Source organism: Streptomyces sp. NPDC006997 (genome assembly GCF_040635175.1).
In the GTDB taxonomy this organism is placed as follows: Bacteria; Actinomycetota; Actinomycetes; order Streptomycetales; family Streptomycetaceae; genus Streptomyces.
The window spans coordinates 24,717-45,691 of sequence record NZ_JBEYHH010000047.1 but is presented as its reverse complement, the minus strand read 5'-3'; the positions used below and the strand labels follow the sequence as shown (position 1 = coordinate 45,691).

At 74.4% G+C, this 20,975-nt stretch carries 15 protein-coding genes and 1 pseudogene; 12 read left to right on the top strand and 4 right to left on the bottom strand.

Annotation, left to right across the window (positions count from 1 at the left end):
- Positions 1-339: 339 nt before the first annotated feature.
- The 7 genes and pseudogenes from ABZ659_RS32115 (at position 340) to ABZ659_RS32085 (ending at position 8,106) form a co-directional block, all read left to right on the top strand.
- Positions 340-987: a ScbR family autoregulator-binding transcription factor gene (locus ABZ659_RS32115; protein WP_360227163.1), complete on the top strand. Its 648-nt coding sequence runs from the start codon at positions 340-342 to the stop codon at positions 985-987.
- Between the two features lie 48 nt (positions 988-1,035).
- A complete protein-coding gene (locus ABZ659_RS32110; protein WP_360227160.1) occupies positions 1,036-2,202 on the top strand; it encodes a damage-control phosphatase ARMT1 family protein in 1,167 nt (388 codons plus the stop codon).
- 94 nt (positions 2,203-2,296) lie between these two features.
- Complete coding sequence (gene cyc2, locus ABZ659_RS32105) at positions 2,297-4,474, top strand: germacradienol/geosmin synthase Cyc2 (protein ID WP_360227157.1); 2,178 nt, start codon at positions 2,297-2,299, stop codon at positions 4,472-4,474.
- A gap of 135 nt (positions 4,475-4,609) precedes the next feature.
- Positions 4,610-5,039: pseudogene (locus tag ABZ659_RS32100) on the top strand (LysR substrate-binding domain-containing protein); the annotation flags it as partial.
- 132 nt (positions 5,040-5,171) lie between these two features.
- A complete protein-coding gene (locus ABZ659_RS32095; RefSeq protein ID WP_360227154.1) occupies positions 5,172-5,825 on the top strand; it encodes a PDZ domain-containing protein in 654 nt (217 codons plus the stop codon).
- 145 nt (positions 5,826-5,970) lie between these two features.
- Entirely contained in the window at positions 5,971-7,098 is a 1,128-nt protein-coding gene (locus tag ABZ659_RS32090) for an aminopeptidase P family protein (RefSeq protein ID WP_360227151.1), read from the top strand.
- A 48-nt stretch (positions 7,099-7,146) separates the two neighbouring features.
- Positions 7,147-8,106 (top strand): aminoglycoside phosphotransferase family protein, encoded by a 960-nt coding sequence (locus ABZ659_RS32085; protein WP_360227148.1) that lies wholly within the window; start codon positions 7,147-7,149, stop codon positions 8,104-8,106.
- Between the two features lie 6 nt (positions 8,107-8,112).
- Here ABZ659_RS32085 and treZ read toward each other — a convergent pair whose 3' ends face one another.
- Positions 8,113-9,858, bottom strand: coding sequence for a malto-oligosyltrehalose trehalohydrolase (treZ, locus tag ABZ659_RS32080; RefSeq protein ID WP_360227145.1), 1,746 nt, complete (start codon positions 9,856-9,858; stop codon positions 8,113-8,115).
- Positions 9,859-10,043: 185 nt separating this feature from the next.
- On the opposite strand from treZ, the gene ABZ659_RS32075 reads away from it, so the two are divergent.
- From ABZ659_RS32075 to ABZ659_RS32065, 3 genes are all read left to right on the top strand, one after another.
- On the top strand, positions 10,044-10,598 hold the full coding sequence (locus ABZ659_RS32075) for a DUF1707 and FHA domain-containing protein (protein ID WP_360227142.1): 555 nt from the start codon (positions 10,044-10,046) through the stop codon (positions 10,596-10,598).
- Positions 10,599-10,728: 130 nt separating this feature from the next.
- Positions 10,729-12,078 carry a M14 family zinc carboxypeptidase gene (locus ABZ659_RS32070; protein WP_360227174.1) on the top strand — a complete coding sequence of 450 codons (1,350 nt, stop codon included), beginning with the start codon at positions 10,729-10,731 and terminating at the stop codon, positions 12,076-12,078.
- Positions 12,075-12,482 carry an SSI family serine proteinase inhibitor gene (locus ABZ659_RS32065; RefSeq protein ID WP_360227139.1) on the top strand — a complete coding sequence of 136 codons (408 nt, stop codon included), beginning with the start codon at positions 12,075-12,077 and terminating at the stop codon, positions 12,480-12,482. Before ABZ659_RS32070 ends, ABZ659_RS32065 begins: the two co-directional genes overlap by 4 nt.
- A gap of 26 nt (positions 12,483-12,508) precedes the next feature.
- On the opposite strand, the gene ABZ659_RS32060 is transcribed toward ABZ659_RS32065, so the two are convergent.
- The 3 genes from ABZ659_RS32060 to glgX all read right to left on the bottom strand — a co-directional run bounded on the left by ABZ659_RS32060 (position 12,509) and on the right by glgX (position 18,519).
- On the bottom strand, positions 12,509-13,759 hold the full coding sequence (locus ABZ659_RS32060; protein WP_360227136.1) for a M14 family zinc carboxypeptidase: 1,251 nt from the start codon (positions 13,757-13,759) through the stop codon (positions 12,509-12,511).
- Between the two features lie 153 nt (positions 13,760-13,912).
- The gene (treY, locus tag ABZ659_RS32055) at positions 13,913-16,264 is read right to left on the bottom strand and encodes a malto-oligosyltrehalose synthase (protein ID WP_360227132.1); all 2,352 of its coding nucleotides are present in this window, start codon (positions 16,262-16,264) and stop codon (positions 13,913-13,915) included.
- A gap of 116 nt (positions 16,265-16,380) precedes the next feature.
- Positions 16,381-18,519: a glycogen debranching protein GlgX gene (gene glgX / locus ABZ659_RS32050; RefSeq protein ID WP_360227129.1), complete on the bottom strand. Its 2,139-nt coding sequence runs from the start codon at positions 18,517-18,519 to the stop codon at positions 16,381-16,383.
- Between the two features lie 182 nt (positions 18,520-18,701).
- Between glgX and ABZ659_RS32045 the strand changes: the two genes are divergently transcribed.
- Both ABZ659_RS32045 and ABZ659_RS32040 read left to right on the top strand, forming a co-directional pair.
- Positions 18,702-19,520, top strand: a complete 819-nt coding sequence (locus ABZ659_RS32045) for a Tat pathway signal sequence domain protein (RefSeq protein ID WP_360227126.1) — start codon at positions 18,702-18,704, stop codon at positions 19,518-19,520.
- A 59-nt stretch (positions 19,521-19,579) separates the two neighbouring features.
- Positions 19,580-20,926 (top strand): copper amine oxidase, encoded by a 1,347-nt coding sequence (locus ABZ659_RS32040; RefSeq protein WP_360227123.1) that lies wholly within the window; start codon positions 19,580-19,582, stop codon positions 20,924-20,926.
- Positions 20,927-20,975 lie beyond the last annotated feature (49 nt).

Sequence of the window (20,975 nt, the reverse complement as noted above, 5' to 3'; positions counted from 1 at the left end):
GCATCTTGGGGTACTCGGGCGGGTACGGCAGGTCGCCGAGGCCGTGTTCGCGCTCGTCCCGGGCCGCCAGCTCCAGCAGGGCGGGAGCCGGTGCGGAGGGGCACCGGTCGGCCCGCCCTTCTGTCATATGCGGTCACTCACCAGCCATTTCCCGCCCATTATGAAACCGCCCACCCCGTATAGTTCCCGGGTCGGGATCATAGGAGCGCGCCCCACCCGTCCCCCCGTACGCTGGTCAGACTCACGACCGCCCTCTAGGGTAGCGGGGCCCCGTGAGTTATCGTATGCGCGCGGTAACAAAAATACGGTGTGACCCGTACTTTTCAGGGAGTCCAGCCCATGGCGAGGCAGTTACGCGCCGAACAGACCCGCGCGACGATCATCGAGGCCGCCGCCGACCTCTTCGACAGCCACGGCTACGAATCGACCAGTCTGAGCGAGATAGTCGAGCACGCCCGGGTCACCAAGGGAGCCCTGTACTTCCACTTCGCCGCGAAGGAGGACCTGGCGCACGAGATCATGGAGTTCCAGTCCCGGACCCTGCGGCGGCTGGCCCACGAGGTGGAGGAGACCGGCTGCTCCTCGCTGGAGGCGCTGATGCGGATCACCTTCCAGCTCACCCGGCTCGCGGTGGACCTGCCGGTCGCCCGCGCGGGACTGCGGCTCGCCTCCTCGGGGATGGCCGTACGGCCGCCGCTGCCGCACCCGTTCACGCAACTGCTCGACCTGGCCTCGGCCCGGTTCCGCGGCGCGGCCAAGGAGGCCGACATCCATCCGGACACCGACGTCGAGGCCGCCGCCCACGCCCTGGTGAGCTTCCTCGTCGGCACCCGGGTCACCGGCCGCACCCTCGAACCGTACGCCCGGCTGCCCCGCCGGGTCGCCGAGATGTGGCGCTTCCTCGTCCGCGCCCTGGTCCCGGTGACCCGCCGCCCCCGCTACCTCAGCCTCGCCGCCCAACTGGAACGGGAGACCAGGACCGTCTGAGGCGTCACGCCCGGGGTCCGGCCCGGGCGCGCGGGTACGGTGAGCCGCATGTCCGACACACCGCCCGTGATCCTCGGTGACGCGCCCGGCTCCTTCCCGCACTCCGTCCTCGCCGAGCGGCACCCCGCGATCATCCAGCAGGTGCGGGACGCCTTCCCGTACGACCCCGAACGGCGCCGCGCCCTGGACGCGCTGCTGGCGAGCTGCCTCAGGGGCGTGGTCGAACCGCTCCCCGACGGCGCCCACGACCGGGACCGCTGGGCGGCCTGGGGCCTCGGCGACCACACCGGCCGCTCCTGGTTCGAGGCGCCCTGGCTGTGGTCCGAGAGCTACTTCTACCGGCGACTCCTCGACGCCGTCGGCTACTTCACCCCCGGCCCCTGGCAAGGCGTCGACCCCTTCCGCCCGGCCAAGCTCACCGAACTCGACGCCCCGGAGACCGACGCGGAACTCGCCGCGCTCGACGACCTGGAGGGCCGTCCCGCCGCGGAACAGGCCACCGCGCTGCTGCACGGCTCCCTCTGGGGCAACCGCGCCGACCTGGGCTTCCGGCTCTCCGCGGCGGGCGCCGACCAGGCCGGTCCGGTGCCCGCGCTGGTCGCCGACGACAGCGACGCCCTGTGGCCGCTGCTCACCGGCACCGGCACGCTCTGCCTGATCGCCGACAACGCGGGCCGCGAACTCGTCCCCGACCTGCTGCTGATCGCCCACGTCCTCGGCCGACGGCTGGCCGAGCGGGCCGTGCTGTACGTCAAGCCGTACCCGTACTACGTCTCCGACGCCACCGCCGCCGACGTCCTCGACGCCCTGCGGCGGCTCCGCGCGGCGCCGGGTGCCGCGGCGGCGTACGGGACGCGGCTCTGGGACGCGCTGGGCGACGGGCGGCTGGTGCTGCGCGCCCACCCCTTCGCCGCCGCCCCGCTGCCGTTCACGGACCTCCCCGCCGACCTGCGCGCCGAGTTCGGCGCCGCCGCGCTGACCGTCGTCAAGGGCGACCTCAACTACCGCCGCCTGGTGGGCGACCGGCGCTGGCCGCCGACCACGCCCTTCGCCGACCTCACCGCCCACTTCCCCGGCCCGGTCGCCGCCCTGCGCACCCTGAAGTCCGACGTGGTCTGCGGACTCGACGCCCGTACCGAGGCCGCGCTGGACGCCGCCGAGGGCGACCGCTGGCGGACGGCGGGCAGCCACGCCCTGATCCAGGTACGGACCTGAGCCCGAGGCGCGTGGTTTCCGGGCGATTCACGCGATGGTGTGATCATGTCCCGGCGGGCGGATGGCGCCGTACGGCCCCGGGTAGCCCCCGGCCATGACGCAGCCCTTCGAACTCCCGCACTTCTACATGCCGTACCCCACGCGGCTCAACCCGCACGTCGAGGAGGCCCGCGCCCACTCCACCGCGTGGGCGCGCGAGATGGGGATGCTGGAAGGCTCCGGGGTCTGGGAGCGGCCGGACCTCGAAGCGCACGACTACGGCCTGCTCTGCGCCTACACCCACCCCGACTGCGACGGCCCGGCGCTCTCCCTCATCACCGACTGGTACGTGTGGGTCTTCTTCTTCGACGACCACTTCCTGGAGCTGTTCAAGCGCACCCAGGACCGGCCGGGCGGCAAGGCCCACCTGGACCGGCTGCCGCTGTTCATGCCGCTGGACCTCGCCACGCCCGTGCCCGAGCCGGAGAACCCGGTCGAGGCGGGCCTCGCCGACCTGTGGGCGCGCACCGTGCCGTCGATGTCGACCGACTGGCGGCGCCGTTTCACCGTCGCCACCGAGCACTTGCTGAACGAGTCCCTGTGGGAGCTGTCCAACATCAACGAGGGGCGGATCGCCAACCCCGTCGAGTACATCGAGATGCGCCGCAAGGTGGGTGGCGCGCCCTGGTCGGCCGGGCTCGTGGAGTACGCCACCGCCGAGGTCCCCGCCGCCGTCGCCGAGTCCAGGCCGCTCCGGGTGCTGATGGAGACGTTCTCCGACGGTGTGCACCTGCGCAACGACCTGTTCTCCTACCAGCGGGAGGTGGAGGACGAGGGCGAGAACAGCAACGGCGTGCTCGTGGTGGAGACGTTCTTCGGGTGCACGACGCAGGAGGCCGCCGACACCGTCAACGACATCCTCACCTCCCGGCTGCACCAGTTCGAGCACACCGCGCTCACCGAAGTGCCCGCCCTCGCCGCCGAGAAGGGCCTCGGCCCGGCGGAGGTCGCCGCGGTCGCCGCGTACACCAAGGGGCTCCAGGACTGGCAGTCCGGCGGCCACGAGTGGCACCTGCGCTCCAGCCGCTACATGAACGAGAAGGCCGCCGCCACCCCGTGGAACCGCGGCCACACCGGCCCCACCGGCCCCACCGGCCTCGGCGTCTCGGGGACCGACATCCGCGCGCTGCTCGCCGACGCCGGGGCCGAGCGGCTGCGCGCCTACACCCACGTGCCGTTCGAGACGGTCGGGCCCTCCCGGATCCCGGACATCCTCATGCCGTTCCAGGTCCGGCTCAACCCCGACCTGGACGGGGCGCGGCGCCGACTGCTGCCCTGGGCCGGGCGCATGGGGATGCTCAGCGAGGGCGTCTGGGACGAGGACAAGCTCGACTCCTGCGACCTCCCGCTGTGCTCCGCGGGGCTCGACCCGGACGGCACCTCCGAGGCCCTCGACCTCAGCGCCCGGTGGCTGGCCTTCGGCACCTACGGCGACGACTACTACCCCCTCGTCTACGGCCACCGCCGCGACCTCGCCGCCGCCCGGCTCACCACCGAACGCCTCGCCGCCTGTATGCCGGTGGCCGGTGAGGAGACCCTCGTCCCCGTCAACGCCATGGAGCGCGCCCTGAGCGACCTGTGGCGGCGCACCACCGCCGAGATGGACGAGGGCGCCCGCCGCAACCTCAAGGCCGCGGTGAACGTGATGACGGAGAGCTGGCTGTGGGAGCTGTCGAACCAGATCCAGAACCGCGTCCCCGACCCGGTCGACTACCTGGAGATGCGCCGCTCCACCTTCGGCTCCGACCTCACCATGGGCCTGTGCCGGATGGGCCACGGCCCCGCGATCCCCCCGGAGGTGTACCGCAGCGGGCCGGTGCGCTCCCTGGAGAACGCCGCCATGGACTACGCCTGCCTGGTCAACGACGTGTTCTCGTACCAGAAGGAGATCCAGTACGAGGGCGAGATCCACAACTCCGTCCTGGTGGTGCAGCACTTCTTCGGCTGCGACTACCCGACCGCGCTCGGCATCGTGGGCGACCTGCTGAACCAGCGGATGCGGCAGTTCCAGCACGTCGTCCACACCGAACTGCCGGTCGTCTGCGAGGACTTCGGGCTGTCCGCCGAGGTCCGCGCGATGCTCGACGGCTATGTGTCCGCCCTGGAGAACTGGATGGCGGGCATCCTCAACTGGCACCGCAACGTGCCGCGTTACCGGGCCGACTACCTCGCCCGCCGCGCCCACGGCTTCGTCCCGGACCGGCCCCCGGCCCCGCCGCTCACCGTGGGCTGAACGACGTCACACGGTCTCCCGCCGCCCGGCGTGGGCGACCGCGGCGCGCGCCAGCGCCCGGATCACCGGATGCGGGCGCGCGCCGTCCCCGGACAGCTCCGGCGGGCAGAGCGTCGCCAGGAAGAAGGGACAGCCGGGCAGGTGGGTCCGGCCGCGCCCAGCGATCCGCTGCGGCTGCCCGACGTGGCGCCCCTCACCGCGCACGGTGGCCGAGGAGCCGGTGTGCGTGCCGCTGCCCGACGCCCACCCGCCGGCCCGGCGTGCCGGGGTGCGCCTGGGCGACCTCGCCGACGCGCGCTGGCTGGACGCCCCCGACGCCAGGCTGCCGCTGGCCCGGCTCAGGCCGGCGCACGCCGGGCGCTTCCGGGCCGCGCTGCGCTACGAGGGGGTGGACGTGCGCGCCCTGACCGCGTTGGCCGCCGCGGGCCACGGGCTGACGGTGCTGCCGCGGACGGCGGCCAGCGGCGTGCCGGGCGCGGTGGCGGTGCCGGTCGTGGAGCCGCGGGTCGCGCACCGGACCGAACTGGTGTGCGCGGGGGCGCCGAGAGGCGCGGCGGGGCGCTGACGGACCTCCTGCTGGCGCCCCGGTGAGCCGCGGTCCCGGTCCTTCCTTCCGCTCCTGACCGGGGGCATTCTCACTCTTTCGTGGCACGTCGTGCGCCGGTGTGCGGGGTAGTGCATCAGCCGGAGGCGATCCATGGAACAGACTGCGCTGCGTCCCAAGCCGATGCCCGGTCAGGAGCCCGGCACCGGGACGGACTCCGCCACCGGCACCCGCTCCGGTACCCGCTTCGCCCGCTTCGGCAGGGCCCGCCGTCCCCATGCCGCGCGGCGCCGCGGCCGACGGCTGACCACCCTGCTCTTCGGGCTGTTGACCGGCACGGTCCTGGTCCTGTCCGGGGTCGGCCTCGGCACCGTCGGCGCCACGGTGATCGGCATGAGCAAGCTCGCCGACGTCCAGCGGCAGGCCGGGCACCCGGGTGCGCCGGGCACGGCCACGGCACCGGCCGCCCCCAGCGCTCCCGCGGCGCCGCCCGCGGCCACCTCCCCCCAGTCCGCACCGGCGCTCCCCGCGTCCCCGCCCGCCCGCGCCACCCTCGGCCTGGAGGTCCTGGACGCCGCGAAGTCCGGCGCCCTGGTCGTCGGCGTCCACGTCCCCGGCCCCGGCCACGCGGCGGGCCTGGTCCGCGGCGACGTCCTCCTCACCTTCGGCGGCCAGCGCGTCGACACGGCGGCCGACCTCGTCCGCGCCGTCGCCGGGGCACCGCCGGGGGAGGCCGCGCTGATCACGGTCCGGCACGAGAGCGGCGGCTACCAGCAGCTGTCGGTACGGCCGGGCGTCGTCGTGTGAGGGCCGAGGCCGGGGCGTGACACGACCGGACACGCCCCATCCGGCAAACCGGCTCGCGCCGCCTCCCGCCTGCGGGCAGGATGCTGCTCGTAGTCCCCACGTCCCCACGTCCCCGCGTTCCCTCGCCCGACCCACGGAGGCCCGGATGACCGGCACCGCGCCCGCGCCCTTCACCGCCGACACCTACCGGGCCCGCATGGAGCGTGCCGCGCGGGCCGCCGCCGACGTGGGCCTCGCGGGGCTGCTGGTGGCGCCCGGCCCCGACCTGGTGTGGCTCACCGGGTACGCGCCGCCCGCCGTCACCGAGCGGCTCACCCTGCTGGTGCTCGCCGCCGGGCGGACGCCCACCCTCGTCGTGCCCACCCTGGAGGCCCCCGACGCGGCCCGGGCGGCGGGCGCGCCCGCGCTGGCCCTGCGGGACTGGACCGACGGCGTCGACCCCTACGCCGCCACCGCGGACCTGCTCGGCGCGGGCGGCCGGTTCGGCATCAGCGACAACGCCTGGGCGATGCACCTGCTGGGCCTCCAGCAGGCCATGCCGGGCACCTCCTACGCCGCCCTCACCGCGGCGCTGCCCATGCTGCGCGCCGTCAAGGACGCCGCCGAACTGGACCTGATGGCGGCCGCCGGAGCGGCCGCCGACGCGACGTTCGAGGAGATCCGGAAGGTCCCCTTCAGCGGCCGACGGGAGTCCGAGGTCGCCGCCGACCTCGCCGACCTGCTGCGCCGGCACGGCCACTCCCAGGTGGACTTCACCATCGTCGCCTCAGGACCGAACGGGGCCAACCCGCACCACGAGGCCGCCGACCGCGTCATACGCCACGGCGACATGGTCGTCCTGGACTTCGGCGGCCTGCGCGACGGCTACGGCTCCGACACCTCCCGCACCGTCCACGTCGGCGAACCCAGCGACGAGGAACGCCGGGTCCACGACCTCGTACGCGAGGCGCAGGAGGCCGGCTTCCGGGCGGTCCGGCCCGGCGTCGCCTGCCAGGAGGTCGACCGGGCCGCCCGCGCGGTCATCACCGACGCCGGGTACGGCGCGTACTTCATCCACCGCACCGGCCACGGCATCGGCGTCACCACCCACGAACCGCCGTACATGATCGAGGGCGAGGAACTGCCGCTGGTGCCCGGCATGTGCTTCTCCGTCGAACCCGGCGTCTACCTGCCCGGCCGCTTCGGGGTGCGCATCGAGGACATCGTCGTCGTGACCGAGGACGGCGGCCGTCGCCTCAACGACACCACCCGCGAGATGGTGGTAGTGGACTGACCCGCCCCCGCAGGCCCGCACCTCCCCGACACGGCAACGGCGCGACCCATGACCCAGACACCGGCCCCCACCGCGGACACCGTCCGCCGACTGCTGCACGCCCTGCTCAGGGACCCCGGGACGGCCCCGTCCGGTACGGCGGCCAGCGGGCCGGACGTCCGGCCGGTCGCCGCGGGCGGCGCGTACTCCACCTGGTGGGTCGGCAGCCGCCAGGTGCTGCGGCTCGCCCCCGACCGGGACGCCGCCGCCCGCCAGCGCCGGGAGCTGCGGCTGCGCGAACTGGTCCGGCCGCACCTGCCGGTCGCCGTGCCGACCAGCGTCGCGCACGGCGAGTGGGCGCCCGGACTGACGTACACCCTGGACGGCAGGGTCGCGGGCGGCTCCGCCGAGGGGCACGAGGTGTCCGCGGTCGGGGAGGCCGACCTCGCCGGGCTGCTCACCGGGCTGCGCGAGGTGCCGACGCGGCAGGCGGAGCAGCTCGGGGTGGACCGGCTCGCCCCGCGCTCCCTGGAGGGGCTGCGCCGGGCCGCCGCACGGGCCGCGGGACGGCTGGCCGAGGCCGACGAGTTCGACGCCGCCCGGCTGCACCAGCTCACCCCGCCCGCCGCCGTGCAGCTCGCCGCGCAGCCCGGCTCCGCCGTCCTGGTCCACCACGCCCTCGCCGACGACCACCTCGTGGTCAGCGCCGACGGCCGGGTGCGCGGCGTCCTCGGCTGGACCGACGCGGTCGTCGGCGACCCCGCCGAGGACATCGCCGGACTCGCCCGCGCCGTCGGCGCGCCCGCCGCGGTCCGCGCGGCCACCCTCGCCGGGTACGGCGCCCGGCCCTGCCTGCGCGGCCTGTGGCTGGCCCGCTGCGACGCGGTGCTGCACCTCGCCGAGCGGCTCGCCGAAGGCGGCGGCACCCCGCTGCCGCTGCTGCGGACGCGGCTGCGCCGGGCCTGGGAGGCGATCCTCCTGGAACGGGTCACGGACCTCCCGGGCGACGGCGCGGACGACGCCCTGTGAGGGCTCCTACGGCTGGACCAGCACCACGCACGACTCACCGGGCACGTGCAGACGGCCCTCCGCGTCCGTCGCCCCCACCGGCTCCCACGCCGCGAGCACCCGCGCGGGGCGGGAGCCCAGCGGGATCACCGCCGGTTCCTTCCCGAGGTTGACGGCCACGCACACGTCCCCGCGCCGGTAGGCCAGCCAGCGGGCCTCCTCGTCGTAGGCCACCTTGACCTCCCCGAGGTCGGGGTCGGTCAGGTCGGGCTGGTCGTGACGGAGCGCGATCAGCTGGCGGTACCAGGCCAGCACACGCGCGTGGGGCTCCCGCTCCGGCTCGGACCAGTCCAGGCACGACCGGTCGCGGGTGGCCGGGTCCTGCGGGTCGGGCACGTCCTCCTCGGCCCAGCCGTGCGCCGCGAACTCCCGCCGCCTGCCGCGCCGTACCGCCTCCGCCAGCTCCGGGTCGGTGTGGTCGGTGAAGAACTGCCAGGGCGTGCCCGCCGCCCACTCCTCGCCCATGAACAGCATCGGCGTGAACGGCCCCGTCAGCGTCACCGCCGCCGCGCAGGCCAGCAGCCCGGGGGAGACCAGCGCGGCCAGCCGGTCGCCCCGGGCGCGGTTGCCGACCTGGTCGTGGGTCTGGCTGTAGCCGAGCAGCCGGTGCCCCGCCACCCGGGAGCGGTCCAGCGGGCGCCCGTGGTGCCTGCCGCGGAACGACGAGTAGGTTCCGTCGTGGAAGTAGCCGCCGGTGAGGGTCTTGGCGAGGGCGGCGAGCGGGGCGCGGGCGAAGTCGGCGTAGTAGCCCTGCCCCTCACCCGTCAGCGCCGCGTGCAGGGCGTGGTGGAAGTCGTCGCTCCACTGCGCGTGCAGCCCCACGCCGTGCTCCTCGCGGGGCGCGATGAGCCGCGGGTCGTTCAGCTCGGTCTCCGCGACCAGGAACAGCGGCCTGCCCGTCTCCGCGGCGAGCGCGTCCACGGCCGTCGACAGCTCCTCCAGGAAGTGGCACGCGCGCGTGTCGACCAGCGTGTGCACCGCGTCCAGGCGCAGCCCGTCCAGCCGGAAGTCCCGCAGCCACGCCAGCGCGCTGTCGACGAGGTACGCGCGGACCTCGTCCGAGCCGGGCGCGTCCAGGTTGACGGCCGAACCCCACGGCGTGTGGTGGGTGTCCGTGAAGTACGGCCCGAAGTACGGCAGGTAGTTCCCCGACGGGCCCAGGTGGTTGTGTACGACGTCCAGGACCACCCCGAGCCCCAGCTCGTGCGCCCGGTCCACGAACCGCTTCAGTCCCTCGGGGCCGCCGTACGGCTCGTGCACGGCCCACAGCGACACCCCCTCGTACCCCCAGCCGTGCCGCCCCGGGAACGGGCACACCGGCATCAACTCGACATGGGTGACGCCCAGTTCCGCGAGGTGGTCGAGGCGCCCGGCCGCCGCGTCGAACGTGCCCTCGCGCGTGTACGTGCCCACGTGCAGCTCGTACAGCACCGCGCCCGGCAGCGGGCGGCCGGGCCACTCGACGCGCCACGCGTGCCGCTCCTGGTCGACGACCGCGCTCAGCCCGTCCGGGCCGTCCGGCTGCCGCCGGGAGCGCGGGTCGGGCCGCACGGGGCCGTCGTCCACCGCGAAGCCGTACCGGGTGCCGTCCCGCGCCTCGGCCTCGACGGTCCACCACCCCGCCCGCTCCGGGTCCGGCCGCATCGCGCGCGGGACCCCCTCGCACTGGAGCGTGACCCGGCTGGCCTGCGGTGCCCACACCTCGAACTGCACGGACGGTTCCCCTTCGTCTGCTCACCGTGATGTAGCCAGTCCATGGTGCTTGAAACGAGATCAGTCCGCCCGCGGATCGTTTCTTTTGCACCCGGTGTCGTCAGGTGCGGGCGTCGCACGCGCGCGTGGTGGGCCGGTCCCCGGTCTTCTGGACACCGGGGGTTCGCTGACCGACAATCACCAGCGTGACGTCGTCCTTCGAGTTCCCCACGCCCCTCGCGCGGCCGTCCGACGCGGAACGCGACAAAGCGCTGAAGGTGCTGCGTGACGGCGTCGCGATGGGCCGCCTGTCGCACGACACCTTCATCCGGCGGATGGAACTCGCGCTCGCCGCCCGCCGCTCCGACGAACTGGCCGCGCTCACCGCCGACCTGCCCAGCGAGGGCGGCCGGGTCTCCCGGCTGGTGTTCGGCACCGTGGAGGCCGTCTCCGGGTTCACCGAGCGGCTGCGCCGGGCCTGGCAGTCCGAGCGGCTGCCCAAGCTCCAGCTCCCGCACCCCGGCACCGGCCACCCGCTGCGCATAGGCCGCGACCCCGTCAACGGCCTCCGGCTCACCCACGAGACGGTCTCGCGCGTGCACGCCGAACTCAGCCGCCAGGGCGGCCTGTGGGTGCTCCGCGACCTGGGCTCCACCAACGGGACGACGGTGAACGGACGGCGCGTCATCGGCGCCGCCGTCGTCCGCGAGGGCGACCAGATCGGCTTCGGCCAGATGCTGTTCCGGCTCGCCGCGCACTGAGGCGGAACCGTACGCGTGACCCAAGTGGGCCCTTTCGTGGCGGTGTTGACGTACACCCCAAGTCGTGACTGACTGTGCGTACACCACGCACACCAGGTGAACCGACGGCACCACTTCGTGGAGGTGTGCCCTGCCGCCACTCCTCCGCTACCCGAGCGTCGACGAGCTGGGCGAGCAAGCGGCCGTACTCGTCACCCGGCATCCGCGTGACGCCCGGCTGCGCCGTGTCGGCACCTCCCGCGCGGGCGCGCCCCTGTGGCTGCTGAGCGTCGGACACGGCAGCCGCCACACCCTCGTCGTCGCCGGACCGCACGCCAACGAGCCGGTCGGCGGGGCGACCGCGCTGCGCCTCGCCGAGCGGGCGCTCGTCGACCCCGGCCTCACCGAGGGCGCCGACACCACCTGGAACCTGCTGCTGTGCCTCGACCCCGACGGGCTGCGCCGCAACGAGGGCTGGCTGGCGGGGCCGTACGTCCTGGACGACTACTTCCGGAAGTTCTACCGGCCCGCCTTCCTGGAACAGCCCGAGTGGCTGCCGCACGGCGCGGACGCCGCCGCGCTGCCGGAGACCCGGGCGCTGCTCGCCCTCCAGGACGAGCTGCGGCCCTTCTTCCAGTGCTCCCTGCACGGCGTCGACGTCGGCGGCGGCTTCGTCGAGCTGACCCGCGACCTGCCGGGCCTCGCGCCCCGGATCGCCCGCGCCGCGGCCCGCCTCGGCATCCCACGCGAGCTGGGCGCCTACGACACCCTGTACTGGCCCACGCTGGGCCCCGCCGTCTACCGCATACCGCCGCCGCGCCCGAGCGGCCTGGCCGCCGCCATCACCGAGGCCGCCGTCGAGTCGACCTGGTACCACCCGCACCGCTACGGCACCGTCACGGCCGTCGTCGAGGCACCGATGTGGGGCGTGCCCGCCGTGGAGGACGCCGCGCCGCCCGCCGACCCCGACGCGGCGCTGCGGGTCATCAGCGGCGCCCTCCGTCATGACACCCGGTTGCTGAAACGAATCCTCAAGCGGCTTCGCCCTCATGTCCCCGGCACCGCGGACGCCGCCCGGCTGCTCGCCCCCGTCGGCGACTACCTGCTCGTCTGCCCCGGTCTCGCGGACGCCTGGGACCCCGACACCGCCGACCGCGCCCATCCGCTGCCGCCGCTGAGCACCGCCCACCTGACCGCCCTGCACATCGCCGGACGGCGGCTCGCGCTGCGCACCGCGGGACTGCTGCACCAGCTCGCCAGGGACACCGGACGCGACGCCGCCGCCGTCCGGCCCGAGCTGGACCGGCTGCTCGACCAGTGGTGCGCCGACCTCCGCGACGGCCGCGGCGCCCGCTGGATCCCCCTCCCGCACCAGGTGGAGTACCAGAGCCGGGTGGTCCTCGCCGCGTTCGAACTGGCCGTACGGGGCGCCTCCGACAGCTCCCGAACGGGTGAGCCGGGGTGGGGTTCGGAGCCCGTCGTGCCGATGCACGGGGAATGACGTACACCACCACCACGGCGCGCGCGGTACGCGGCGGTCTGCTGGCCGCCGCCGCCCTCCTCACCCTCGGCGCGGCCCCCGCCCCCCACGCGGGGGACTGGCTCCACCTGACGCTCACCCAGGGCGACGACCGGTCCGGCGACACCCGCGGCACCCTGCTGCTGTGCGACCCGCCGCAGGGCCACGCGCGCGCCGCCGAGGCGTGCGGGCAACTCGCCGCGGTGGACGGCGACATCGACCGGATCCCGGCGCGGGACGACTACTGCACGATGGTCTACGCGCCGGTGACCGCGCACGCGCGGGGGCGGTGGCACGGCCGCCCGGTCGAGTACCGGGGGACGTTCGCCAACCCGTGCGAGCTGAGCGCGCGTACGGGGGCGGTGTTCGCGTTGGGGGAGGGGTGAGGGCGGCGGGCTCCGGGGGAGTGCGCCTACCCGGCCCGCTCGCGGGCGCGTAGGGCGGTCGCGACGACCGTGTGGGACTGGTGCTCCACCTGGTGCTCCAGCGGCACCCAGCGGGCCTGGAAGCGCTCGGCGAAGGCGTCGCTCCACGTGGTCACCAGCCGCTCGAGACGCGGCGCCGCCCGGTCCTCGGTGCGGCGCAGCGCCCGCAGCAGCATCGCCGCCGCCCGCAGCGGCAGCCGCCGCGCGAAGGCGTCCACGCTGCCGACGTAGGCGACGGAGCGCCCCGTGGGCGGCGCGTGCGTCCAGTCGGAGACCAGCCCCGGCACCAGGCCGAGCGCCCAGCGGGCGGCCCGCGGCAGCGGCCCGTCCAGGGCGTCGAGGCGGGTGCCCGCCTCGGCGAGCGCCCGCTCCACTTCCCGCGCGTCCCCGCGAAGTCGGCGCGCCAGCTGCCGCAGGGCGAGCGCCGGGGCCGGATGCGGGGCGGGGTCGTCGACCAGGTCGCTCGCCCACATCGGCACCTCGACGACCGCGGTCAGACCGCCGTACCGGTGCACGTGGCACCAGGTGCTGTGCCGGGCGTCGTCCGGCAGGCTCGGGTACGGCACGCGCGGGTCCGCCTCCGGCATGACGTGCACGCCGGGTCCGGAGACCGGCCAGTGCGCGGCGTCCGAGGCGCCGGTCTCCACCGGTATGCGCAGCCGGGCCGCCGACCTGGCGAAGGGTTCCGCGAGGCCGGGCACGTCCTTGGTGAGCTGCACCCAGCTGCCGCCCAGGTCCGTGCCGTGCAGGGTGACCTGGAGGTAGGGGCGCAGCTCGTCGATGACGCCGGTCAGGGCGCGGGTCTCGGGCGGCAGCCGGTCGGGCGGGAGCACGGAGGGGGACCACTCGGGCTGCTCGGCGCTGACGGGGCGGTAGAAGCCGAGGTGGTAGTCGAGCAGGCTGCGGGGCGCCGGGGTGCGGTGCAGGCTCGCCCCGTCGGGGTCGGCGCACAGCAGGAAGTGCCAGGACGTCCCGGTCCGCAGGACCCGCTCGTGCAGCACCCGCTCGGCCAGGGCGAGGAGGGTGGGACCGCCGGTCGGCTCGTTCGCGTGCGCCCCCGCGACGACCAGCACGGCACGCCGGGCGCGGCCCACCGACAGCAGGTGCAGGGGTCTGCCCGCGCGGGACGCGCCGACCTGTCTGAGAGCGCAGAGGCTCGGCTGCTGAGCGGCCAACGTGCGGGCGCACGCGAGGAGTTGGGGTACGCAGGGATAGCGCGGCTCCAGCAGAAGACTCACCCCCGTCCGGCCCACCCGGCTTCGCACCCGCAGTACCCCACGCCCACCGCGCGCTGTCAATGACACGCCGGGGCGCCGCCCCGGGGCGCCCGGAGGCGTATCCGGCGCTTCACCAGCGACCCCGCGCCCTCGCGGGTCCCCGGAGGACCGCCCTCAGTCGCCCACCCGCTCCAGCAACGCCACCGGCAGCCGCTCGAACAGCTCCGCCACGCGCGCGTGCCCCGTGAACTCACGGCCGGGCGCCAGCGTGTCCGCCCAGCGCCCCGGCGGCAGCGGCAGCACGGTGTCGCCCCAGCCGCCCGCCTCCGCCAGCCGCAGGGAGAGCCGGGTCACCGCCGTGAGGGCCGCCCCGGAGCGGACGAAGGCGAGGCAGTGCGCCGCGGCGGGACCCTCGGCCGTGACGGGGGTGTACGTCGCCGCGTCGCCGAAGAGGCCCGGCCGCCGCCCGCGCAGCCCCAGCGCGGCCCGCGTCACCGCACCCTTCGCACCCGTGTCGCCCGGCGGGAAGGACACCGGCCGCCGGTTGTCCGGGTCGACCAGCGCCCGGTACTCGCCCTCCGTGCCCTGGTACAGGTCCGGCACGCCCGGCATCGTCAGCTGGACCAGGGCCGTGCCCAGCACGTTGGCCCGGACATGCGGCTCCAGCGCCTCCCGCAGCGCGGTCACGTGGCCGCCCGCCGCCCCGCACGGCCCCGCCGCGACGAACGCCGCCACCGCGTCCTCGTACGGCGGCTCCTGCTCGGTCCAGCTGGTGAACAGCCCCGCCTCGCGCACATGCTTCAGCAGCGCCTGCCCCACCCGCTCCGGCGCCGCCGGGCCGAGCCCGAACACCGTCTGCCAGGCCGCCCACGCGAGCTGCGCGTCGGGTACGCCGTCACCCGCGCGGGTCACCTCCGCGAGCACGTCGGCCCACCGCGCGGGGCACTCGGTCAGCACCGCCAGCGCGGCCCGGACGTCCGCGCTGCGCTTGGTGTCGTGGGTGGAGGCGACCGTCCCGGACAGCGGCCAGTCGCGCTGCACGCGCGCGCAGTACGCGTGGAACTCCTCCGGCGGGACGGCGGGCCGCCCCGGGTTCCCGCCCACCTCGGTCGCCGACAGCAGCGGCACGTACCGGTAGAACGCCGTGTCCTCCACGGACTTCGCCCGCAGCGCCGACGCGGTCTGCGCGAACCGGGTGCGGAACTCCGTCTGCGCGGGCCCCTCCCCGTACCGCCCCAGCAGCAGCCCCCGTACGACGTCCACCGCGCCCGCCTCCTCGGGCACCGTGAACGCCAGCCGCGCCTCCGCAGCCGCCTCCTCCGTCAGGACGGTCGCCGGGTCGACGGAGGTGTACGGCCGGTACACCTCCAGGCGGACCAGCAGCTCGCGCAGCGCCGCGTGCAGCGCCCACGGCGCCCGGTCGCGCAGGGCGGGGTCGGGGGAGGTGGCGCAGAGCCGGTCCGCCACCCGCGTGAGCCGGTCCACCTCGGCGGCCAGCTCGTGCTCCAGGACCCGGTACGCCGCCCGCCGCACCGTCGCCTCCCAGTGCCCGCCCCGGTCCGTCTGCGGCGCCGCGAAGCGCCGGTACTGGCCGAGGAGTTCCCCGGCGCCCGCGGGGTCCGTGAACACCCCGTCGACGTGCCGCAGGGCGTCGTAGCCCGTGGTGCCCGCGACCGGCCAGGCGGCGGGCAGCCGCTCCCCGTCGGCGAGGATCTTCTCCACGACCGTCCACCGGCCCCCGGTCGCCTCGTGCAGCCGCAGCAGGTACGCGTCCGGGTCGGCGAGCCCGTCGGGGTGGTCGACGCGCAGCCCGTCGACGACGCCCTCGCGCAGCAGCTGGAGGATCTTGGCGTGGGTGGCGTCGAAGACCTCCGGGTCCTCCACCCGCACCCCGATCAGCTCGGAGATGCTGAAGAACCGCCGGTAGTTCAGCTCGGTGCGCGCCAGCCGCCACCACACCGGCCGGTACCACTGCGCGTCCAGCAGCTGCGGCAGCGGCAGGTCCTCGGTGCCCTCGCGCAGCGGGAAGGCGTGGTCGTGGTAGCGCAGGACGTCCCCGTCGACGCGCAGGGCGCCGGTCTCCTGGCCGAGCGGCCCGCCGAGCACCGGCAGCAGCACCTGCCCGCCCCGCGCCTCCCAGTCGATGTCGAACCACCGCGCGTACGGCGACTTCGGGCCCTCCCGCAGCACCTCCCACAGGGCCGGGTTGTGGCGCGGGGCCATCGCCATGTGGTTGGGCACGATGTCCACCACCAGACCGAGGCCGTGCTCCCGCGCGGTGGCCGCCAGCGCCCGCAGCCCGTCCTCGCCGCCCAGCTCGCCCCGCACGCGCGCGTGGTCGACGACGTCATAGCCGTGCCCCGACCCCGGCACGGCCTCCAGGACCGGCGACAGGTGCAGGTGCGACACGCCGAGCGAGGCCACGTAGGGCACGGCCGCCGCGGCGGCCGCGAACGGGAACTCCGGCTGGAGCTGGAGCCGGTAGGTGGCCGTGGGCACGGCGGGGTCACGTCGCTCAGGTGTCATGGAGTGTCACGTACCCGCCCCGCCGCCTTTCGTGTCACCACCCCGGCGCCCGCCCCCTCCACTGGCCCACGCGAGCGCCCCGCGCGGGCGGTCCCGCGCGGGGCGTCCCGGCCGTCTCAGGCGGGCCGCTGGAGGACCGTCAGGCTCCGGTCCAGCAGGGTCAGCCGGTCTCCGGCGGCCACCTTCGGGCCGGTGCCCGGCGGTACCCCGTCCGTGCGGGCGGTGTCGACGACGACCTGCCACTGGCGGCCGTGGTTGACCGGCACCACGAACTCCAGCGGCCGGGGCGCGGCGTTGAACATTATCAGGAAGGAGTCGTCGGTGATGCGCTCCCCGCGCGCCCCGGGCTCGGAGATCGCGTTGCCGTTGAGGAACACCGACAGCGCCGACGCCCGCGCCGACTCCCAGTCCCGCTGGGTCATCTCCTTCCCCTCGGGGGTGAACCAGGCGATGTCGGACAGCTCGTCGTGGGTGCCCTCCACGGGACGCCCGTGGAAGAACCGGCGGCGCCTGAGGACCGGGTGGTCCTTGCGCAGCCACACCATCGCCCGCACGAAGTCCCGCAGCCCCGGCACGTCGACCCCGTCCGGGAACCCCACCTCGTCGGGGGACGGCCACCGCACCCACGCCAGCTCGCTGTCCTGGCAGTAGGCGTTGTTGTTGCCGTGCTGGGTGCGCGCGAACTCGTCCCCGTGGCTGATCATCGGCACGCCCTGGGACAGCATCAGCGTGGCGAGGAAGTTGCGCATCTGGCGGGCGCGCAGCTCCAGCACGGCCGGGTCGTCGGTGTCGCCCTCCACACCGCAGTTCCAGGACCGGTTGTGGCTCTCGCCGTCGCGGTTGTCCTCCCCGTTGGCGTGGTTGTGCTTGTCGTTGTACGACACCAGGTCGTGCAGGGTGAAGCCGTCGTGGCAGGTGACGAAGTTGATCGAGGCGAGCGGTCGTCGCCCGTCGTCCTGGTACAGGTCGGAGGAGCCGGTCAGCCGGGAGGCGAACTCCGCGAGCGCGCGCGGTTCGCCCCGCCACAGGTCCCGTACGGTGTCGCGGTACTTGCCGTTCCACTCGGTCCACAGCGGCGGGAAGTTGCCCACCTGGTAGCCGCCCTCGCCCACGTCCCACGGCTCGGCGATCAGCTTCACCTGGGAGACCACCGGGTCCTGCTGCACCAGGTCGAAGAACGACGACAGCCGGTCCACCTCGTGGAACTGCCGGGCCAGGGTGGCCGCGAGGTCGAAGCGGAACCCGTCGACGTGCATCTCGGTGACCCAGTAGCGCAGCGAGTCCATGATCAGCTGGAGCACGTGCGGGGACCGCATGAGCAGCGAGTTGCCGGTCCCGGTGGTGTCCATGTAGTAGCGCGGGTCGTCCGCCAGCCGGTAGTACTGCGGGTTGTCCAGGCCCCGGAACGACAGCGTCGGACCGAGGTGGTTGCCCTCGGCGGTGTGGTTGTAGACCACGTCGAGGATGACCTCGATGCCCGCCTCGTGCAGCGCCCGCACCGCCGACTTGAACTCCAGCACCTGCTGCCCGCGGTCGCCCCAGGAGGCGTAGGCGTTGTGCGGCGCGAAGAAGCCGATGGTGTTGTAGCCCCAGTAGTTGGCCAGGCCCATGTCGACCAGGCGGTGGTCGTTGACGAACTGGTGTACGGGCATCAGCTCCAGCGCGGTCACCCCGAGCCCGGTGAGGTGCTCGATGACCGCCGGGTGCGCGAGCGCCGCGTAGGTGCCGCGCAGCTCCTGCGGCAGCCCCGGGTGGCGCATCGTCAGCCCCTTGACGTGCGCCTCGTAGATCACCGTCTCGTGGTACTCGGTACGGGGCCGCCGGTCGTCGCCCCAGTCGAAGTACGGGTTCACCACGACCGACGTCATGGTGTGCGGGGCCGAGTCCAGGTCGTTACGGCGCTCGGGGGCGCCGAAGTGGTAGCCGTAGACCTCCTCGCCCCACTGGACCTCCCCGCTGATCGCACGCGCGTACGGATCGAGCAGCAGCTTCGCGGAGTTGCAGCGCAGCCCGCGCTCGGGGGCGTACGGGCCGTGCACGCGGTAGCCGTACCGCTGCCCGGGCATGACGCCCGGCAGATAGGCGTGCCGCACGAACGCGTCACTCTCCCGCAGTTCCACCGCCGTCTCCGAGCCGTCGTCGTGCAGCAGACACAGCTCTACTCGGTCCGCGCTCTCCGAGAAGACCGCGAAGTTGGTACCGGCGCCGTCGTACGTGGCGCCGAGTGGATATGCCTCTCCAGGCCAGACCTGCATGGATACGACTCTTCCAGGTGTCCCGCGCCCCGGGTGGCGCCTTGGCTTCGAGTCTCCCCCAAAGTGAGGGAACCACCCCTGTCCCGCGCCCCTCTTACGGGTCGCCCCGCGCATACGCCGTATGCCACGACCTCGGGGCGGACACGTACTCCCGTCAGACCAACGCGGAGTAGGGGGAAGATGTGCGCAGAGCAGTGCACCGCCATCTCGGGAAGATAGTGGCCGGAGCGGCCATCGCGGTGGCGGGAACCGCCGTGATGGCCGCCGTCACGCTGCCGGGCACGGCGGACGCCGACGACACCACGAGAGCCGCCACGGGCGGCCGGACAGCCGAAGGGACGGGTCCCGGCCAGGGACGGACGACGGCGCCTCCAGCCGTCGTCGAGGAGGCACCACCGGAGGGCGAGACCGGCACAGGCGGCGACCCGCTGACCGACGACGAGACCGAACGCGTCGTGGACATCGCCCTGAACCGCCAGCTCCGCGCCACCGCGGAGGACGTCGACGGGGACCGCGGTCCGCAGCGCCTCGGCGTCGAACTCGCCGAACCGGAACCGGGCGAACTCGACACCCCGGACGCGCCCCGGCGCGCCGACGTCACGTTCTACGACTACGCCGACGACGCCCTCGTCACCCGGACCGTCAACCTCGACACCGGCGAGGTCGAGCGGACCGCGACCCAGCGGGGCGTCCAGCCACCGGCGACCCGCGAGGAGAACACCGAGGCCGCCCGGCTGCTGATCGCCGACCCGCTGGGCGCGGGCCTGCGGGCCGACTACCGGGACGCCACCGGGAAGGAACTCACCTCACCGGACCAGCTGCTGCTGAACGCCATGGTCTACAAGGCCACGCCGGGCGCCCGGCCCGCCGTCCTCGACGACTGCGGCACGCACCGCTGCGTACGGCTGTTCCCGAAGGTGCGCAACGGCCCGTGGGTCGACGCCCGGGACTTCGTCATCGACCTGAGCGCGCACCGGGTCGCCCGCCTCGACCGTGGCTGACCCGGCCCTCGCGATCCGGTCCACTTCTCCCACCCACTCCTTGTAGGAGTCACTTCACCATGCCCCAGTCCGTCATACCCAAGAAGGACACCCGCGGCCGTACCCGGACCGTCGGCGCGGCCGTCGCCCTGGCCGCCCTCGCCGCCGGTGCCGCCACCGGCGCCGGACCGGCCGCCGCCCGCCCCGCGCAGAACCCGGCGGCGGCGCCCGCCGCGGCGGCCGACTGCGGCGCCGCGCACCGCATCGAGCAGAAGCTCAGCACCGGCACCACCTGGCGCATGTGCTGGCGCTACCACAAGGACGCCGGGCTCACCCTGGCGGACGTCTCCTACCAGCCGCCCGGCGAGACCAGCCCCATCAAGGTCCTCTCCAGCGCGAGACTCGGCCAGATCCACGTCCCCTACGACGACGGCCAGAACGAGTACCAGGACCTCACCCAGGCGGGCTTCGCCCAGGGCCTGATGGACCTGAAGCCCTCCGAGTGCCCCGGCGGCACCCTGAAGACGGTGAAGGTCCCCAACGCCTGGGACCCCAGCCGTGAGCGGGTCAAGGGCCTGTGCACCACCACCCGCTCGCGCGGGCACGCCTACCGGATGCAGGGCGACAGCGCGAACAAGGTCTACCAGAAGCAGGGCAAGGACCTGCTGGTCTACACCGTCAACCAGACCGGCTGGTACGAGTACATCACCGAGTGGCGCTTCCAGGACGACGGCACCATCTCCATGAACGTCGGCGCCACCGGCTCCCTCTCCCCGTTCGACTACGACGCCGGGGACGGCCGCGGCTGGCCCCTCGGCAAGGGCGCCAAGGACTACGCCACCAGCCACGCGCACAACGTCTTCTGGCGGCTGGGCTTCGCCCTGGACGGCTCCTCCAAGGGCCGCGTCGAGCAGTACGACTCCAAGGTCACCCCGCCCGCGCGCGGCGGCGAGGGCCCCCGCAACACCACCACCCGCACCAGGGTCACCCACGAACTCGCCGGGGACGCCAGGAACATGCGCTGGTGGCGCATGGTCAGCGCCACCGGCAAGAACAAGGACGGCCACAAGCGGTCGTACGAGATCGTCCCCGGCCCCTCCGCCAAGTACCCCGGCCGCGCCTACACCCGGCACGACGTCTACTTCACCGAGTACGACAAGTGCGAGCAGTTCGCCAGCGACAACCTGGGCGCCTGCCCCGCCGGGCACGGCAAGTCCGTGGACAAGTGGGTCGACGGACAGCGGCTGAAGCGGCCCGTGGTCTGGGTGAACGTCGGCTTCCACCACATCGCCCGCGACGAGGACCAGCAGCCCATGCCCGTCCACTGGCAGGGCTTCACGCTCGCCCCGCGCGACGTCACCGCTATGAACCCGCTCACTCCCGCGGAGCTGGCCGACCAGAACGGGGGCCCCGAAAACGGTAGTTGAGCAACGACCCTGCGCATCCTGCTGCACCGCCGACCGCTCCCGGAGTACC

Bases quoted from the DNA above. Each gene is read 5' to 3' on its own strand.
- ABZ659_RS32095 (WP_360227154.1), top strand. From the start codon at position 5,172: ATGGAACAGACTGCGCTGCGTCCCAAGCCGATGCCCGGTCAGGAGCCC.
- glgX (WP_360227129.1), bottom strand. From the start codon at position 18,519: ATGCAGGTCTGGCCTGGAGAGGCATATCCACTCGGCGCCACGTACGAC.
- ABZ659_RS32040 (WP_360227123.1), top strand. From the start codon at position 19,580: ATGCCCCAGTCCGTCATACCCAAGAAGGACACCCGCGGCCGTACCCGG.
- treY (WP_360227132.1), bottom strand. From the start codon at position 16,264: ATGACACCTGAGCGACGTGACCCCGCCGTGCCCACGGCCACCTACCGG.
- ABZ659_RS32110 (WP_360227160.1), top strand. From the start codon at position 1,036: ATGTCCGACACACCGCCCGTGATCCTCGGTGACGCGCCCGGCTCCTTC.
- ABZ659_RS32065 (WP_360227139.1), top strand. From the start codon at position 12,075: ATGACGTACACCACCACCACGGCGCGCGCGGTACGCGGCGGTCTGCTG.
- ABZ659_RS32115 (WP_360227163.1), top strand. From the start codon at position 340: ATGGCGAGGCAGTTACGCGCCGAACAGACCCGCGCGACGATCATCGAG.
- cyc2 (WP_360227157.1), top strand. From the start codon at position 2,297: ATGACGCAGCCCTTCGAACTCCCGCACTTCTACATGCCGTACCCCACG.
- ABZ659_RS32090 (WP_360227151.1), top strand. From the start codon at position 5,971: ATGACCGGCACCGCGCCCGCGCCCTTCACCGCCGACACCTACCGGGCC.
- ABZ659_RS32085 (WP_360227148.1), top strand. From the start codon at position 7,147: ATGACCCAGACACCGGCCCCCACCGCGGACACCGTCCGCCGACTGCTG.